20 protein-coding genes and 1 pseudogene are annotated in these 16500 nt (G+C 63.7%); 6 read left to right on the forward strand and 15 right to left on the reverse strand.

Translation table 11 applies throughout. The features are described 5' to 3' along the window. Positions 1 to 350: 350 nt before the first annotated feature. Both NKJ57_RS15470 and NKJ57_RS15475 read right to left on the reverse strand, forming a co-directional pair. Positions 351 to 658, reverse strand: a pseudogene (locus NKJ57_RS15470) (DUF1244 domain-containing protein). A 12-nt stretch (positions 659 to 670) separates the two neighbouring features. After that, on the reverse strand, positions 671 to 1468 hold the full coding sequence (locus NKJ57_RS15475) for an N-formylglutamate amidohydrolase (protein WP_352511934.1): 798 nt from the start codon (positions 1466 to 1468) through the stop codon (positions 671 to 673). 246 nt (positions 1469 to 1714) lie between these two features. On the opposite strand from NKJ57_RS15475, the gene NKJ57_RS15480 reads away from it, so the two are divergent. Both NKJ57_RS15480 and pyk read left to right on the forward strand, forming a co-directional pair. Next, on the forward strand, positions 1715 to 2203 hold the full coding sequence (locus NKJ57_RS15480; protein WP_023673118.1) for a DUF1036 domain-containing protein: 489 nt from the start codon (positions 1715 to 1717) through the stop codon (positions 2201 to 2203). Beyond that, positions 2200 to 3645 (forward strand): pyruvate kinase, encoded by a 1446-nt coding sequence (gene pyk, locus NKJ57_RS15485; RefSeq protein WP_023673117.1) that lies wholly within the window; start codon positions 2200 to 2202, stop codon positions 3643 to 3645. The genes NKJ57_RS15480 and pyk overlap by 4 nt, the downstream gene beginning before the upstream one ends. Positions 3646 to 3653: 8 nt before the next feature. On the opposite strand, the gene NKJ57_RS15490 is transcribed toward pyk, so the two are convergent. The 4 genes from NKJ57_RS15490 to ykgO all read right to left on the reverse strand — a co-directional run bounded on the left by NKJ57_RS15490 (position 3654) and on the right by ykgO (position 6159). Then, a complete protein-coding gene (locus NKJ57_RS15490) occupies positions 3654 to 4118 on the reverse strand; it encodes a hypothetical protein (RefSeq protein ID WP_352511933.1) in 465 nt (154 codons plus the stop codon). Between the two features lie 7 nt (positions 4119 to 4125). Then, positions 4126 to 5190, reverse strand: a complete 1065-nt coding sequence (locus tag NKJ57_RS15495) for an alpha/beta fold hydrolase (RefSeq protein WP_352511931.1) — start codon at positions 5188 to 5190, stop codon at positions 4126 to 4128. Between the two features lie 148 nt (positions 5191 to 5338). Then, complete coding sequence (locus tag NKJ57_RS15500; protein ID WP_023684032.1) at positions 5339 to 5920, reverse strand: tetratricopeptide repeat protein; 582 nt, start codon at positions 5918 to 5920, stop codon at positions 5339 to 5341. A gap of 113 nt (positions 5921 to 6033) precedes the next feature. Beyond that, entirely contained in the window at positions 6034 to 6159 is a 126-nt protein-coding gene (gene ykgO, locus NKJ57_RS15505; RefSeq protein ID WP_006327841.1) for a type B 50S ribosomal protein L36, read from the reverse strand. A gap of 243 nt (positions 6160 to 6402) precedes the next feature. Here ykgO and NKJ57_RS15510 point away from each other — a divergent pair, with 243 nt between their 5' ends. Then, positions 6403 to 6831, forward strand: coding sequence for a lysozyme inhibitor LprI family protein (locus NKJ57_RS15510; protein WP_352511930.1), 429 nt, complete (start codon positions 6403 to 6405; stop codon positions 6829 to 6831). 38 nt (positions 6832 to 6869) lie between these two features. Here the strand turns inward: NKJ57_RS15510 and NKJ57_RS15515 are convergent, their stop codons facing one another. The 8 genes from NKJ57_RS15515 to NKJ57_RS15550 form a co-directional block, all read right to left on the reverse strand. Continuing rightward, positions 6870 to 7946, reverse strand: coding sequence for a 5-(carboxyamino)imidazole ribonucleotide synthase (locus NKJ57_RS15515; protein ID WP_352511929.1), 1077 nt, complete (start codon positions 7944 to 7946; stop codon positions 6870 to 6872). Continuing rightward, positions 7943 to 8440: a 5-(carboxyamino)imidazole ribonucleotide mutase gene (purE, locus tag NKJ57_RS15520; RefSeq protein WP_023745755.1), complete on the reverse strand. Its 498-nt coding sequence runs from the start codon at positions 8438 to 8440 to the stop codon at positions 7943 to 7945. The genes NKJ57_RS15515 and purE overlap by 4 nt, the downstream gene beginning before the upstream one ends. Before the next feature lie 74 nt (positions 8441 to 8514). After that, positions 8515 to 9720 carry an aminotransferase class V-fold PLP-dependent enzyme gene (locus NKJ57_RS15525; RefSeq protein ID WP_352511928.1) on the reverse strand — a complete coding sequence of 402 codons (1206 nt, stop codon included), beginning with the start codon at positions 9718 to 9720 and terminating at the stop codon, positions 8515 to 8517. Between the two features lie 21 nt (positions 9721 to 9741). Beyond that, positions 9742 to 10203 carry a RidA family protein gene (locus NKJ57_RS15530; protein WP_352511927.1) on the reverse strand — a complete coding sequence of 154 codons (462 nt, stop codon included), beginning with the start codon at positions 10201 to 10203 and terminating at the stop codon, positions 9742 to 9744. Between the two features lie 117 nt (positions 10204 to 10320). Beyond that, positions 10321 to 11115, reverse strand: a complete 795-nt coding sequence (locus NKJ57_RS15535) for an amino acid ABC transporter ATP-binding protein (RefSeq protein ID WP_023673108.1) — start codon at positions 11113 to 11115, stop codon at positions 10321 to 10323. 4 nt (positions 11116 to 11119) lie between these two features. Further along, entirely contained in the window at positions 11120 to 11770 is a 651-nt protein-coding gene (locus NKJ57_RS15540) for an amino acid ABC transporter permease (RefSeq protein ID WP_023684027.1), read from the reverse strand. Between the two features lies 1 nt (position 11771). After that, a complete protein-coding gene (locus NKJ57_RS15545) occupies positions 11772 to 12437 on the reverse strand; it encodes an amino acid ABC transporter permease (RefSeq protein ID WP_023693641.1) in 666 nt (221 codons plus the stop codon). Between the two features lie 69 nt (positions 12438 to 12506). After that, entirely contained in the window at positions 12507 to 13337 is an 831-nt protein-coding gene (locus NKJ57_RS15550) for a transporter substrate-binding protein (RefSeq protein WP_023673105.1), read from the reverse strand. 156 nt (positions 13338 to 13493) lie between these two features. On the opposite strand from NKJ57_RS15550, the gene NKJ57_RS15555 reads away from it, so the two are divergent. Further along, a complete protein-coding gene (locus NKJ57_RS15555) occupies positions 13494 to 14309 on the forward strand; it encodes an IclR family transcriptional regulator (protein WP_023684025.1) in 816 nt (271 codons plus the stop codon). A gap of 24 nt (positions 14310 to 14333) precedes the next feature. Here the strand turns inward: NKJ57_RS15555 and NKJ57_RS15560 are convergent, their stop codons facing one another. Beyond that, positions 14334 to 14537 carry a YdcH family protein gene (locus NKJ57_RS15560; RefSeq protein WP_023673103.1) on the reverse strand — a complete coding sequence of 68 codons (204 nt, stop codon included), beginning with the start codon at positions 14535 to 14537 and terminating at the stop codon, positions 14334 to 14336. 239 nt (positions 14538 to 14776) lie between these two features. Here NKJ57_RS15560 and NKJ57_RS15565 point away from each other — a divergent pair, with 239 nt between their 5' ends. Both NKJ57_RS15565 and ispG read left to right on the forward strand, forming a co-directional pair. Beyond that, positions 14777 to 14956 carry a YdcH family protein gene (locus NKJ57_RS15565; protein ID WP_023684024.1) on the forward strand — a complete coding sequence of 60 codons (180 nt, stop codon included), beginning with the start codon at positions 14777 to 14779 and terminating at the stop codon, positions 14954 to 14956. Between the two features lie 287 nt (positions 14957 to 15243). Continuing rightward, positions 15244 to 16497 carry a flavodoxin-dependent (E)-4-hydroxy-3-methylbut-2-enyl-diphosphate synthase gene (gene ispG / locus NKJ57_RS15570; protein ID WP_023684023.1) on the forward strand — a complete coding sequence of 418 codons (1254 nt, stop codon included), beginning with the start codon at positions 15244 to 15246 and terminating at the stop codon, positions 16495 to 16497. Positions 16498 to 16500 lie beyond the last annotated feature (3 nt).

A 16500-nucleotide genomic window follows, 5' to 3' on the forward strand; every position in this document is an offset into this window, starting at 1 on the left:
ATCGCAAAGCCTTGGATCCTTGCACACTTCCTCATCGCGCTTGTGACCGAACCCCTCTCGCAGGAGTTGGGTGTCTCTCCCCCTTGAGCGACGGGCGCCCGCTGCTGTGGCGCGCCACCCGCCAGATCGTCGCCTCTCTGATCGCGACCATCTTTACTCAACCTTCCTTGGCGGCCCTGCGCCACAATCTCCATGCCTTGCGATATCGCTGGCGCGAACCACCACGAAAGCGCAAGTTTCAGTCCATGCCAAAGCTATCTTAGCGCTTATGCCCAAGTGGGGGAGATGTCCGGCAGGACAGAGGGGGGGCGCTGTCCCGCCGACGTCAATCCTGTGAACCGCGCGCTACTTCAGTGATCCCTCGGCCGTCTTGCCTCGAACTCCGCTTTCTTGGCGTCCGAAGCCTCGGTCTGGTTCAGCGCCTGCCATTGCGCATAGGCATGCCGTAGACGATTTCGCGCGACTGATCCTTGCCGAGATCGACGCCCTCAGCTTCGGCCGCTTCGCGGTACCAGTTCGACAGGCAGTTGCGGCAGAAGCCGGCGAGGTTCATCAGGTCGATGTTTTGCACATCGCTGCGCTCGCGCAGATGCTCGACCAGCCGGCGGAAGGCCGCGGCCTCGAAATCGCGTTTCTGGTCATCGCTGAGTTCGGTCATTTTCTTGGGTCCTCACAGCGGCCCGGTGCGCGAGCCGAACATCTTCACCTGATGTATATCGGGACGGCGGTCGATGGCGTCAACGATCGGCGCCAGCCGTTGCGCCCAGGCCAGCGCCCCCTTGCTGTCTGATATCAGGTCCTGGCGGATCTCGATCAGCGCATGGGCAAAGCCGTTGACGATGGCGTGCTTGAACATGGTGTCGCCGCGCAACGCGCCGTCATAGGGTTCGTTGTCGCCGACGACGAGGTTTTTATCCTGCGCCAGCATGTCGATCAGCGGCCGCGCCACGCGGTCGTCGAGGTCCCACAATATGCCGACATGCCAAGGGCGGATGAAGCCCTGCATGACAGGGGTGAAGGAGTGTACGGAGAAGATGAACGGCGCTTTGCCTGAGGCGTGCGCCACCGACGCGATCATGGCGCCGACCGCGTCCTGATAAGGCCGGTAGAAGCCGTCGAGCCGCCTTTCGCGTTCGGCCGGTGCCATGGGATAGTTTCCCGGCACGACGGTGCCGTCATAGAGCTGGCGGATCAGCGTCGGGTCGTCCTCGCCGCGATTGGGATCGATCAGCAGCCGCGAAAAATTGGCGATCACCGCCGGCACGTCGAGCGCCGCCGCCAGTTCGCGCGTCACCGTCTCGACACCGATGTCGTAGGCGATATGGCGATCGAGTTCCGCCGCCGGCAAGCCGAGACTGCCATACTCCTCCGGCAGGTCGCGGCGGGCATGGTCGGCGACAAGCACGATGCCTCGCTTGCGGTCAGCTTCGACGATATCGAAAGGCGCGAAAACTGTGGATCGGGTCATTGGCTGGAAAGGTCTGTTCGCTGGCTTCCGGGGAGGGTGGTATCGTCATTCCCACGAAGAGGACTGTTGCGCAATGCCGTTGTTTGGCCACGGTTTCTGCGAAAATCCTGTGACGCGCGGCAGATCGCGTGTCGGGGGCCTTTCTAAATCGATTGGAATTGGACAGAACGGCGCGTTGACATGCGCCCGGACTTTTCCGAAAAGGGGCGTTGAGAGATGCAGATGACGTTATTGAGGGGTTTCGGGATGGGTTCCGCCGGCAGGCCGCGTGCGCGCACCGCCTTTGCCGTGCCGCTCCTGACCCTGACGCTAGGGCTCACCGCGCTGGTCGCGGCTTCGCCTGCCCGCGCCGATTTCCGCGTCTGCAACGCCACGCAGAACCTGGTCGGCGTTGGCATCGGCTACCGCGCCAAGGCAGGCTGGATCACCGAGGGGTGGTGGCACATCGAAGGATCGAGCTGCAAGACGCTGATCGAAGGTCCGCTGTCATCGAGGTTTTACTATCTTTATGCAGAAGACGCCGAGCGCGGCGGGCGCTGGGATGGCCCGATCAACATGTGCGTGGCCGAAAAAGAATTCAAGATTGCCGGCGTTACCGATTGCGTCGCCCGGGGCTTCCAGCGCGCCGGATTCCAGGAATATGACACGGGCGAGCAGGCAAGCTGGATGGTCCAGCTGACCGATGAGTCCACAACGGGAGGCGCTCCAGCCGCCCCGGGAACAAACAGTCAATGAGACGTAGCCGCAAGGTCAAGATCCTCGCCACCATCGGTCCTGCCTCCTCGTCCGAGGAGATGCTCCAGAAGCTCTTCGAAGCCGGCGCCGATGTCTTCCGCATCAATATGAGCCACACCGATCACGAACTGATGCGCACGCTGGTCGGCCGCATCCGCGCGGTCGAGGAAAAGGTCGGCCGTCCGATCGGCATCCTGGCCGATTTGCAGGGACCGAAGCTGCGCGTCGGCAAGTTCGCCAACGGCAAGGAGGTGCTGACGCCGGGCCAGACCTTCACCCTCGACAACAATCCCGAGCCCGGCACGTCGACCCGGGTCTACCTGCCGCATCCCGAAATCCTGAGTTCGGTCGAGGCCGGCCACCGTCTGTTGATCGATGACGGCAAGCTGGAGCTCAGGGCGGTGAAGAGCGACGGCAAATCGATCACCTGCACCGTCGTCGCCGGCACCACCATTTCCGACAAGAAGGGCGTCAGCCTGCCCGACACCGACCTGCCGGTCGGTGCGCTGACCGAAAAGGACCGCAAGGACCTCGATGCGGTGCTGGCGGAAAGCGTCGACTGGGTGGCGCTGTCCTTCGTGCAGCGGCCGGAGGATTTGGCGGAAGCCCGCAAGATCGCGCGCGGCCGGGCACTGATCATGGCCAAGATTGAAAAGCCGCAGGCCGTCGCCCGGCTGGCCGAAATCATCGAACTCTCCGACGCGCTGATGGTCGCCCGCGGCGATCTCGGTGTGGAAATGCCGCTGGAAGCGGTGCCCGGCATCCAGAAGCAGATCACGCGCGCCGCGCGCCGCGCCGGCAAGCCGGTGGTGGTCGCCACGCAGATGCTGGAATCGATGATCACCGCGCCGGTGCCGACCCGCGCCGAGGTGTCCGACGTGTCGATCGCCGTGTTCGAGGGCGCCGACGCAATCATGCTTTCAGCCGAATCCGCTGCCGGCGCCTATCCGGTCGAGGCGGTGGCGATGATGAACCGCATCGCCACCAAGGTCGAAACCGACCCGACCTATGCCGGCATCATCAACGCGCAGCGCTCGGAACCGGAAGCAACCGGCGCCGACGCCATTTCGCTCGCCGCCCGCGAGATTGCCGAGACGCTGAAACTGTCGGCGATCATCACCTATACGGCTTCGGGCACCACCGGCCTGCGCGCCGCGCGCGAGCGGCCGCAAGTGCCGATCATCGCCCTGTCGCCGATCCTCAACACGGCGCGGCGGCTGTCGCTTTTGTGGGGCACGCATTGCGTCGTCTCGCCCGACGCCAGCGACCTCGACGACATGGTCGACCGCGCCTGCCGCATCGCTTTCGAAGAGGGGTTCGGCCAGCCGGGCGACCGTGTCATCATCACGGCGGGCGTGCCGCTGAGGACGCCGGGTTCGACCAACATGCTGCGCATCGCCTATGTCGGGTCGGACGTGCAGGCCACCCGCAACATAGGTTGACAGAGGCTTCAACTCATCACAGTTCGCAGCGCTCTTGCCGCACCTTCGGCGTGATCGATGCGCCGAAGGAAGCGGTGTGCGCGAGGGATTGGGTCATAGAGATACTGATCTGGGCCGCGCATCTTTCGCCGGTTGAGGTCGGCGGTGTCGAGCAGGTCGAAATCGACCCTTTCCAGCGTGCAGTGCCAGCCTGCGCTATGCGAAGCCCATCCCCTTCCATGGTGCTGCAGAAGCCGCGCTCGGCTGGAATAGCCGTGATAGTCGAAGGCGATCACGCCGTTCGTCATATAGATATGGTTGCCGTAGAAATCCTCGCCCGGAATGATCCGTTCGCCGTAGAATCCGTCCAGGGGAGGATGGCTGAGGAAGGTGCCCGCAAGGATGTGGCAGGCGCCGTAGCCGAAGAAGATGCGATCCGGTAGCGCCCAGAACGCTTCGGGGTTTTTCTTGATTCCGTGCTTCAGGACATACATGCGGCCGTCACGTCGGGGCGAGTTGCGCGTCGGGCACCGTAATGTCGGGGCACTGTGCATCGTTGTAGGCATCGCCGGCGATCCGCGCTTCCACGGTTTTCGCGATTGCCTGCAGGTCGACGTCCTTGCCGGCGACTTTCTCGATCGCGCCGACGACGAGGTCGGAGGCGATCCAATCCGGCTTGTGGCCCAGATTGTGGACCCAGATCAGTTCGGCGCCGGGGATGTCCCTGACCAGGCCGACCGAATGGATCGAGGCATAGACCACCTTGTCGCGGTCGCCCGAGATGACAATCGTCGGCGCTGTGATGTCGCGGTAATGCGGCGCGGCCTTCAACGTATAGTCGTAGAGGCCGGCGACATCGATGGCGTTGGCGCGGAAAGCGCCGGGACGCAGCACCAGCGGAATCGAGGCATTGCCGACATAGCCTTCCGGCACCTTGTTGGGAGAAAACACGCAGGCCGTGGCGCCGTCCATCTGCAGCGTGCCTGCCGGATAGGTCAATGTCTCCGAGAACAGCCAGCCGATTATGGGGGTGGCGGTCAGCTTGTAGTACCAGGCGGTCGCGCCGCCCGGCCAGGGGTGGCTGACCGGCGACAGAAAGACCAGCCCGAGCGTCTTCTCCGGGTGTTCGCGGCCAAAGGCGGCGGTGATCACGCCGCCAAACGAATGGCCGACGATGATCGCCTTGTGGATGCCGAGACGGTCCATCAGCCTGGCGATGGTGTCGGCCTGCCCCGACGGGCTCTCATTGCCGGGGCCGCGCGCCGACCAGCCGAAGCCCGGCCGGTCGAGGAAGACCATCTCGGCGCGGCCTTCGAGCAAAGGCCTGATCGGCAGCATCTGATCCCTGAGGTTGGCGCTGGCGCCATGGATGAAGACGATCGCCGGCAGCTCGGCATTTTGAGGCGCCGGCACGTGGACATAGTGGATGCGGGTGGCGTCGATGTCGGCAAATTCGCCGGCCGGCGGGTTTCGCCACTCGATCAGCCACGCGCCGGCGCGGGTGACACCGGCCAAGGCAAAGACGAGCGCGAGGAGCAAAGCACAGGCGGCGTAAATGAGGTTCATGCGCGGAGATACGGGGTGGAGGGAGTAGGGAGTAGGGAGTAGGGAGTAGGGAGTAGGGAGTAGGGAGTAGGGAGTAGGGAGTAGGGAGGTGGCGTCTCACCAATCTTCTCTACTGACTACTGACTAATCCCTGATTCCTACTGCCTAATCAAATTCCTTCGCCGGCAAGCTCTTCCGAAATTGCCGCGACCTGGTCCTGGGCGCTGCGCATCATCGGATAGATGGTAAGCACCTTCTGCCAGGCTTCGAGCGCCGATTGCTTGTGGCCGGTGGCGGCCATGATCTGGGCCAGGCCGGAAAGCGCGCCGAAATGGCGTGGTTCCAGCTGCAGCGTCTGGTCGATGTCGGACATCGATTTCCCGAAATTCTTCATCATGTAATGGACGGTGGCGCGCCGGTTCCAGCCTTCGGCATATTTTGGCTGAAGGATGACGACCTGGTCGAGGAAGTCGAGGGCGACGTCGAACTTCTGGTCGTCCATCGCCTTTTGCGACCATTGCATCATCAGGTCGATCGAGGCGCTGCCGGACTGGAACCATTCGCCCCAGATGCGCCCGGCGATGCGCTCGGCCGCCTTTTCGTTGCGCTCGCGCTTCAGCTCGGCAAACAGTTGGTCGAGCCTGGCTTCCCTGGTCAGGGCAACCGGCGGCTTTGCCGGCGGATCGTCCGCCGACGCCGGAGCGACGCCGAAAAGAAACAGGGTGGCCAAAAATGCAAAAAGAATCCGCATCGCCGGAATCTAACCCCGGACGGCGGATCGTCAAACTGAAATTAGCGTGAAAGTGCCTGGAACCAGGCAATTACCATCATATGGACGGAGGCAACGAGCCCCCGGCCGAACACTCAGCCCTGGCGCGCCTTGTAGCGCGGAGCGGTCTTGTTGATGATGTAGACGCGGCCCTTGCGGCGAACCAACTGGTTGTCGCGGTGACGCGCCTTCAGCGCCTTGAGCGAATTCTTGATCTTCATGGTCTTGCCCGTCGGTCTGGGCCCTGTCCGGGCCGAATTATTAAGGCGCGCCTGAAAAGCGCGCCTTTGAACTTGCGGTGGCTCATAAACGAGGAGCCTTGCCCGTGTCAACCGCAAGCGTGCTGGATAGAGGCCGAGAATGGCTTTGGCTATCAAAATATCCGCCATCTCGGCTCCACGCCATTGCGCGGCCGAAGGCGGGCTGGAATGGTGCGGCACCCGCAAGCCGATTTGGAGACCTCCATGCGCCTGTTGTTTGTGTCCGCCTGCCTTGCCGTTGTGGCAGCGGCATCCACCGCGCAGGCGCAGGAATGCGACCGCAACGACGACAGCCAGCAGATGATGAACATCTGCGCCGGCGAGGACTATCAGGCGGCCGATGCCAAGCTCAACCAGGCCTACAAGGATCTCGTCGGTCGCAACGACGACAAGAGCAGGAAGCTGCTGCAGGTCGCGCAACGCGCCTGGATCGCCTTCCGCAACGCCGAATGCGCCTATACGACGACAGACAGCGAAGGCGGCTCCATCCATCCGATGGAGGTTTCACAATGCCTGACCGAACTGACGGACCAGCGAATCAAACAGCTCACCGCGGGCGCCAATTGTAGGGAAGGCGATGCGAGTTGCGCCAGCCCCGACGAGGACGGGGATCTGAACGACGAGCTGCAATAGGGCTCGAGCCACGCCCTCGCGCAAAGTGCCGGAATGGCTTAGCTACGGCGGCTGATGCGCGTGAAATGGCCCATCTTGCGGCCTGGGCGCGCTTCCGCCTTGCCGTAGAGATGCAGCATCAGATCGGGCTCGGCGAGCAAAGCGGGTACGCGCAGCACATCGTCGCCGATCAGGTTTTCCATGACGCAGTTTGAATGCCGGCCAGGGTTGCCCAGCGGCAGGCCGGCAATGGCGCGGATATGCTGCTCGAACTGCGAAACGATGCCGGCGGCTTCCGTCCAGTGGCCGGAATTGTGCACGCGCGGTGCCATTTCGTTGGCCAGCAGCGTGCCATCGGCAAGAACGAAGAACTCGACGCCGATGACGCCGACATAGTCGAGGGCCGACAGGATTTTCGCCGCCGCGGCCTGTGCCGTTGCCGCCGTCTCCAGCCTGATCTGGGCCGGCAGGGTCGAGGTATGCAGGATGCCGTCGCGGTGGACGTTCTCAGCCGGATCGTAGGCGGCGACCGCGCCGTCCAACCCGCGCGCGGCGATGACCGAGATTTCGCGCTCGAAAGCGACGAAGGATTCGAGGATCAGCGGCACGTTGCCCATGGTCTCGCATGTGCCGGCAAAGCCGCCCGTCTCCATGTTGCGGAAGACGCGCTGGCCCTTGCCGTCATACCCCATGCGGCGGGTTTTCAAGATGCCGCTGCCACCGAACTCTCTCAGCGCCGCCGTCAGCTCGTCGTCATTGTCGACGGAGCGGAAATCCGCTGTCCTGATGCCGATGCCGTTCAGGAATAGCTTCTCCGCCACCCGGTCCTGGGCGACTTCCAACGCCCTGGGCGGCGGATAGACCGGGACCTTGGCGGCGAGCGCGCCGGCAGCCGCTACCGGCACATTCTCGAATTCGTAGGTGACGACGGCGCTGACTGCCGCCAGTTCGGCAAGGGCGTCCGCATCGTCATAGGCGGCGGCGATCTGGCGGTTGGCGACCTGAGCCGCCGGGCAATCGGCCTGCGGTTCGAGGATAATTGTGCGGTAGCCGAGGCGCGCTGCGGCAACAGCCAGCATGCGGCCGAGCTGGCCGCCGCCGATGATGCCGATGCTCGATCCCGCGGGCAGGCTCATGGCGCGTCCGTCGGTTCGGTGGCGACCCTGGCGGTTTGGGCGGTGCGCCAGGCATCCAGGCGGGCGGCAAGTTCTTCGTCGTTCAGCGCCAGCACGGCGGCCGCCAGAAGGGCGGCGTTGGCCGCACCCGCCTTGCCGATGGCAAGCGTGCCGACCGGAATGCCGGCCGGCATCTGGACGATGGAGAGCAGCGAATCCTGGCCGGACAGCGCCTTCGATTCGACCGGCACGCCGAACACCGGCAGCGGCGTCATCGCCGCCGTCATGCCGGGCAGGTGGGCGGCGCCGCCGGCGCCGGCGATGATCACCTTGTAGCCGGCCGCCTTGGCGCCCTTGGCGAAATCATAGAGGCGGTCCGGGGTGCGGTGGGCGGAGACGATCAGCCGCTTGTGCGGAATGCCCAGCGCCTCCAGCGTTTCGGCGGCGTGGCGCATCGTCGCCCAGTCGGACTGGCTGCCCATGATGATGGCGACGTCGGCGCGGTGGTCGGTCAAGCGCATGCTCCCGGCGGTAAAGGCGCGCCTTAGCGGAATTCGGGCTGGCCCGCAAGGATGGCGGCCGCCGCAGCCTAGTCCGGCCAGCGCAGGGCGCCGGATGAATCCTTTCGCGGCTGTCTCATCGCATCCGCCGGCCTGTCGGCCGCGGTGAGCACGGCGCGGAGGCGTTCGGCGACGATCTCGGCCTCGCCTGGGTGCAGGTTGCAGGGGTCGAGAAAGAAATGGCCACGCTCGACCTCGTGGTTGCGCACGATGATGGGCGGCGATCCGGCCGCCAATGCCGAGGCGAGGCCGGCGGCACTGAAGCGGCTTTCGGGGGAGACGAAGATCTGCAGCCGGTCGAGCGGATTGGCGGTCGGGTCGGGAATGATGTTTGCGACGATGCCGGGTATTCCCTGCAGCGAATCCCTCCATTGATTGAGCGCCGCTTCCTCGCGCTGGCGGATGCCGGCATGGTCGCGCTTTTCCCAGGCTTCGAGCGCCGCCATCGTGCCGGCGATGCTTTCCTTGCCAACCTTCATGGCGCGGGCGACGCCGCGGTTTTGCAGATAGGCGGCGCGGACGAGATCCTTGCGGCCGGCGACGATGCCGCTGGTTGGCCCCGAAAGGAATTTGTGGCCGCTGTAGACGACGATGTCGGCTCCGCGCGCCAGGAAGCTGCGTAGATCATATTCGGAAGCCGCATCGACGATCACCGGCACGCCCATGGCGTGGCAGATATCGCAGAATTCCTCGAGGGAAAGCATGCCGTATTGCACGGTGTGGTGCGCCACGACGTAGAGCGCCGCCGCCGTGCGCTCATTGATCGCCTCGCGCACGTGATAATCCTGGGTGACGCTGACCGTACCCGCCGAAATGACCTTGGCGCCGGCAACGCGGATCGACTGGTCGATCGGCGCGCCGTAATTGACCATATGGCCAAGCTGGATGACGACTTCGGACTTCAGCCCCTCGGTATCGTCGGGCAGCCGTTCGATCGCCAGCAAATTGGTGCCGGTCATCGCCCCGGCGATCGCCATTGTGATGCCTGAGGCGCAGCAGGCGGTGATGAAGCCGGCCTCGCCGCCGGTGAGGCGGGCGGTGGTCACGCTTGCGGCGCGCTGCAGATCGTCCATCTCCACCCATTGCGAGGCGATCTCGGCCATGGCGCTGATCGCCTCGGGAACGATGATCGAGGCGCCGAGGGTCGTCATCGTGCCGGAGACGTTGATGATCGGCCTCAGTCCCAGCCGTTCACGGATCGTGGTGTTGGAGCCGGTGTCGGAATAGGTTTTCATTTGGAGCATATCCCTTGACTGTCAGGCAGCGATCTCGACGACCGCTTCGATTTCGACGGTGATGTTTCCAGGCAGCGAGCCGACCCCGATCGCCGAGCGGGCATGGCCCCCAATCTTGTCGAAGACGCTGGCGAACAGGTCCGAGCAGCCATTGACCACTTTCGGGTGGTCGCTGAAGGTCGGCGTCGCATTGACGAAGCCGAGCAATTTGACGACGCGCACGATGCGGCCGAGATCGCCGGCGGCGGCGTGCATGACGGCGAGCAGGTTGAGGCCGGTGAGGCGGGCATGCTCATAGGCCTGCTCGACGGTGACGTCCTCGCCGACCTTGCCGGTGCACAGCGTGCCGTTGGCGCGCAACGGCCCTTGACCCGAAAGAAAGATCAGCCGGCCGCTTTCCGCATGGGTGACGAAATTGGCGATCGGCGTCGGCGGCTCGGGCAGCGTCAGGCCGAGTTCGGCTAGCCGGATGTAAGGCGTCATGGAAGAATTCTCCTTGGGCCGGCCCGTTGTTTTACGCAATTCCCAAGGCAAAGCGCTTCGCGCTTTTCCCGGGAAAACCGCTTACACTTTTCCTGGAATTGCTTTGGGCCGCCCATGTCAGAAATGCGAGGCGCGGAAGCGCGCCAGGAAAGAGCGCAGGCGCTCATTGGTGGTCTCTTCGGCAAGGATCTCCTTCGGCGGGCCAACAGCGCTGACACCGCCATCGGCCATGAAGACAATGCGGCTCGAAGCGTCGCGGGCAAAGGCCATCTCGTGCGTGACCATCACCATGGTCATGCCGTCTTCGGCCAGGCTGCGCACAACGGCCAACACCTCCCCGACCAGTTCGGGATCGAGCGCGGAGGTGATCTCGTCGAGCAGCAGGATCTTCGGCTCCATGGCGACTGCCCGCGCTATGCCGACGCGCTGCTGCTGGCCGCCGGAGAGTTCCGCCGGCAGGCTGTCGGCCTTGTGGGCGAGGCCGACGCGGCTCAGCCAATGCTCGGCGATCTGGCGCGCCTCGGCCTTGCTCTTGCCGCGCACCTTGGTGAGGCCGAGCATGATGTTGCCGGCGGCGGTGAGGTGCGGAAACAGATTGAAGCTCTGGAACACCATGCCGGTTTCGGCGCGCATATTGGCAAGGTCGCGCTCGCTGCGCCGCTGGCGCGCGCCGGCCTCACGAAAACCGACCTCCTTGCCGTCGATGCGGATCGAGCCTGAGTCGTAGCTTTCGAGAAAGTTGACGCAGCGCAGCAGGGTGGTTTTGCCGCTGCCGGAAGGGCCGATGACGGTGACCACCTCGCCCCTGTCCACCTTGAGGCTGACCGAGCGAAGCACCTCGACCGAACCAAAGGCTTTCGAGACCCCGGCAATGTCGAGAAGGGCAGCATTGTCGTTCGAGCTTGTGGCCATCGTGCTAGTCCCGGATGAAGGCAAAGCGCCGTTCCAGCCGCCGGCTGGCGTAGGAAAGCGCATAGTTGACGGCGAAATAGATCAAGGCGCCGAGGATGTAGAGCGGCATCGCCTCATAGGTGCGGCCGATGACCTGGTTGATCGCCTGCATCAGGTCGGTGATGCCGAGCAGCGAGACCAGGGCGCTGCCCTTGACCGCATCGGTGACGCCGTTGATCCAGGGCGGCAGGAAGCGCCGGAAGGCCTGCGGAAAGATGACGTAGGTGAGCCGCTGGCGAAAAGTCAGCCCAATGGCCATCGCCGCTTCTGACTGGCCCTTGGGAATGGAGCCGACGGCGCCCCGGAGATACTCAATGACCTGCGCGGTCTTGAACAAGGTCAGCGCCAGCACCGCCGCCGAGAAGGATTGCAGATGCAGGCCGATGGCTGGCAGGCCGTAATAGACGAAGAACATCAGCACCAGGATCGGGATGCCGCGGATGGTGTCGGAGAAGATACGCACCGCCCAGCGCAGCGGCGCCGGGCCGTAGACCAGGCCGACGCCGAGCGCGACACCGGCAATCAGCGACAGCACCACGACCAGCAGCGACACCCACAAGGTGATGGCGAAGCCCTGGGCGAGGAACGGTACGGCGTAGAGGATCTGGCTCAGCATGTCAGCGCGCAGCCCTGAACCGGCGTTCGACCAGCCGCAGCCCGAAGAGCAGGGTGTAACCGGTCACCAGGTACATCGCCGTCGTCACCAGATAGACCTCGACGATGCGGAAGGTGTTGAAGTTGATCCACTGGGCGCCGAAGGTGAGCTCGGGCACCGAGATGACCGATGCGATGGACGTGTCCTTGAACAGCGAGATGAAGGTGTTGGACAGCGCCGGCAGCGTGATGCGCAGCATGGTCGGCAGGCGCACGTGAACCAACCGCTGCCAAGGCGTCAGCCCGATCGCCTTGCCGGCATCGAGCTGGCCGCGCGGCACGGCTTCCAGGCCGGAGCGGAACACCTCGACCAGATAGGCGCCGCTATAGACCGACAGCGTCAGCACGAACGAGGTCGGCGCGTCGTAGGCGACGTCGATCACCGTCGGCAGGCCGTAGAAGACAAGATAGACGAGCAGGATCAGCGGCACGTTGCGGATGAATTCGACGTAAGCCGCAATGATGGCGCGCACCACGCGTCCGGCCGAGACATACCAGACCGCCAGCACCAGGCCGATGACGACGCCGATGGCAATCGAAATCACGGCAAGCTCGAGGCTGAGCAGAAGGCCGCCCCACAGCTTGTCGAAATGACGCCAGATCAGGTTGAAGTTGAGCGTATAGCCCATGCGTCTCCCGCAATAACCAAGGGGATGCGAACTAGAAGGCGGAAGGGCTAACCCTTCCGCCAGCACTTGTCAGACAACCGGGAAACCGGGATGGCGGGCCGGCGGCTCTTGGCCGAAATAGTCCTTGAAGGCGGCGTCGTAGAGTGCGGTCTCATGGCCGAACATGGCGATGGTGAAGGTCTGGTTGACGAAGGTCAGCCAGTCCAGGTCGCCCTGCCTGACCGCCGCGCCGTAGAGCATCGAGTACCAGCTCTTGCCGGCATCGAAATATTTGTCGGGGTTGCGCGAGGCCAGCCAGCGCACGGTTGAAAGATCGACGGCGGCGGCATCGGCGCGTTTCGATTCCAGTGCCTGCAGCACATTGGCCTGGGTGTCGATCTGCAGCACCTGCGCCTCCGGCAGGGCGTAATGGACCGAGCTTTCGGCATCGACATTCTGCAGGATCGAGATGCGCGTCGCCGAGCCGCCGGCGAGCAGCTTGTCGAAGGTCTTGTTTTCCGCCGTCGGCAGCGTCAGCAGGGCGACGCCCTCGACATAGTATGGCCTGGAGAAGTGGATCAGCTGCGAGCGCTGCGCGGTCATGGTCATGAACTGGATGGTGATGTCGACCTTGTTGGTGGTGACATTGGGGATGCGCTGCGCCGGATCCTGCATGACGAACTCGACCTTGCTCGGATCGTCGAACAGACCCTTGGCCAGGATGCGGCCCATGGTGATGTCCATGCCGACCAGCTCGCCGGCATCGTTTTCGAAATGCCATGGCGCGTTGGTGCTGCCGGTGCCGACGATCAGCTTGCCGCGGTCAAGCGCGGTGCGCAGAACGCTGTCGGATGCGGCTTGTGCCGCCGCCTTTTCGGCGCTGACAGCGGTCATCACGCCCGCCGTTGCAAGCCCGGCCATGCCCAGTTTCAGAAAATCTCGCTTGGATGCGTCGTTCACTGCGACCTCCTGTTGTTTGAGTTCCCCTTACAGACACACGTGTCGCCGACCTGAATTGTCTCTTACAATAGACACATGTATCCTGTACAAGACAGATACTAACATCAGGAATCAGTTATGCAAGACAGCAATGGACTCACGGATCGGGCGGAGCTTGGTCCAGCCGAGAGCCCGACGCCCGACAAGACCTCCGGCTCGCGCGAGAAGGGCCTCAACCGGGTGCTGGAGATCCTGGACTTCCTGCATGTTACGCAGCGCGCCATCGGCATTGGCGATCTCGCCAAGGGGGTGAATGCGCCGCGCTCCACCACCTATACGCTGGTGCGTTCGCTGGTCGATGCGGGTCTCCTGGAGATGGAGGGCGACGGCAACCGGGTCTATTTCGGCAAGAAGCTCTACCTCTATGGGATGGACTATGTCAGGGGCAACGACCTGCTTAGGCGGGGCCGGCAGGAGGTCGACAATCTGTCGCGCGAGACCGGCGAGACCTCCGAATTGTGCATGCTGCAAAGCGGGCGCTATACCATCGTCCATTCCAGCCCCGGCACCAGGCCGTTCCGCATCAGCTCGGCCACCGGCCTGCAGATCCCGCTGCCATGGACGGCATCGGGGCGGCTGCTTCTGGCCGGATTGGAAAGGGCCGCCATCCAGGACATGGTCTCGGAAGACGACCTTTTGCTGCCCGACGGCCGCAGGCTGCAGTTCGACGACTTCATCGCCGATATCGCGACGGCCAGAACGACCGGCTATTGCATCACTTCGGGGCTGGTCGACGCCTACACCAAATGCCTGGCCGCCCCTGTCTTCGCGGCCGCCGGCAAGGTCGAGGCGACGATGTGCCTGGTGGTGCCGATCGACACTTCAGCGGAGAAGACCGACGAATTGCTGACGTTGCTGCGCCATCGCGCGGCGCGGCTGTCGATAGCGGGGTGAGCAGTTAGGCCCCGAGGCCGTCGGCTAAGCGATGATGTCCGGAATGATCTTGTCTTCCAGCGCCATCAGCCGGTCCTTGAGGAAAAGCTTCTTCTTCTTCATGCGCTGGATCTGCAAGGGGTCGCAGCCCATGGCGATCATCGCATTGATGGCCGCGTCGAAATCGGCATGCTCCTGCTTCAGGCGGGAAAATTCGAGGCGGACATCGGCCTTTTCCTGGTCGGACATTCTCTACCGTCTGCATGTCTGCGGCGCCCGGCAATGGGCATGATTGGGCGGGGGCGGCATCAATTGCCGCCGGCGCGCAGCCAATATCACATATCACATTGTCGTGGAATGCTACCACGCAGCATTCGACATCGCAGCCGGATGGTGGCAGACTGTCATGGTGCCGTCACAGATGCGACCTGCGGTGGACGTGCCTTTGACGGCTGCAATCGAGGAAACCATGAAAGGGAGAACCAATCATGTCTCTTGCATCCCATCTTGATGAGTTGCAGCGGAAACACGGTGATATCGAACGCGAGATCGACGATGCGATGAACCATCCATCGGTCGACGACCTCGAAATCGTGAATCTGAAGCGACGCAAGCTGGCACTCAAGGACGAGATTGAAAAACTGAAGGCGAAACCGACGAGACACTGACGCCCTTCCAGGATTAGACGCGCCGCCTTGGCGCGTGACTATCGCTCCGGTGGCGACATGCCGCCGGAGGCCTGTTTTTGCTACTGGTTCCGATACTGTTGGCCGGCGAAACCCGTCTGTGGGATCGCCGCGCTACTGCGATTTGGCGGCTCTGCTTGTCTGTCGCCATTGACAAGCCATCTTTGCTCCTCCACCTCATGCCCGAACCTCAGCGCTATGCGCTGATAGCTGTTTGAGCGTGCGTCGACGTGGACGTATGTCGCTCGGGTGATCAAGAGGCTGCCGGCATGACCGGGTATTTTTCCTCCCCCTTTGCGCGCCGGACATCGGTCGGCGTCGATGTCGGCGGCGTGGTCGTCGGCGGCGGCGCGCCGGTCGTCGTGCAGTCGATGACCAACACCGACACGGCCGATATCGACCAGACCGTCGCGCAGGTTGCGGCTTTGCATCGCGCCGGCTCCGAGATCGTGCGCATCACCGTCGATCGTGACGAGAGCGCTGCCGCCGTGCCGCGCATCCGCGAACGGCTCGAGCGGCTCGGCATCAATGTGCCGCTGGTCGGCGACTTCCACTATATCGGCCACAAGCTGCTGGCCGACCATCCGGACTGCGCCGAGGCGCTGGCCAAATACCGCATCAATCCCGGCAATGTCGGCTTCAAGGACAAGAGGGACCGCCAGTTCGCGGCGATCGTCGAAATGGCGATCAGGCATGACAAGCCGGTGCGCATCGGCGTCAATTGGGGGTCGCTCGATCAGGAGTTGCTCACCCGGCTGATGGACGAGAACCAGCGCCAAGGCTTCCCGCTGACGGCGCAGGAAGTAACCCGCGAGGCGATCGTGCAGTCGGCGATCCTGTCGGCCGAAATGGCTGAAGAGATAGGCCTCGCCCGCGAAAAGATCATCCTGTCGGCCAAGGTCAGCGGCGTGCAGGATTTGATCGCCGTCTACACCGAGCTTGCCACGCGTTCCAACCATGCGCTGCATCTCGGCCTCACCGAAGCCGGCATGGGCTCCAAGGGCATCGTCGCCTCGTCGGCGGCCATGGGCATCCTCTTGCAGCAAGGCATTGGCGACACCATCCGCATCTCGCTGACGCCGGAGCCGAATGGCGATCGCACTCGCGAGGTGCAGGTCTCGCAGGAACTGCTGCAGACCATGGGCTTCCGTCAGTTCGTGCCGATCGTCGCCGCTTGCCCCGGCTGCGGCCGCACGACATCCACCGTGTTCCAGGAACTCGCCCAGAACATCCAGGCCGATTTGCGCAAGAACATGCCGGTCTGGCGGGAGAAATATCCCGGCGTCGAGAACCTCAAGGTCGCGGTGATGGGCTGCATCGTCAACGGCCCCGGCGAATCCAAGCACGCCGATATCGGCATCTCGCTGCCCGGCACCGGCGAGACGCCGACCGCGCCCGTCTTCGTCGATGGCAAGAAGTCGGCGACGCTGCGCGGTCCGTCGATCGCCGCCGATTTCGAAAAAATGGTTGCCGACTATATCGAGCAGCGGTTTGGCCAGCACGGCAAGGCTGCGGCCGAATAAGCC

This window comes from Mesorhizobium sp. M0077, assembly GCF_040322955.1.
Taxonomy (GTDB): domain Bacteria; phylum Pseudomonadota; class Alphaproteobacteria; order Rhizobiales; family Rhizobiaceae; genus Mesorhizobium.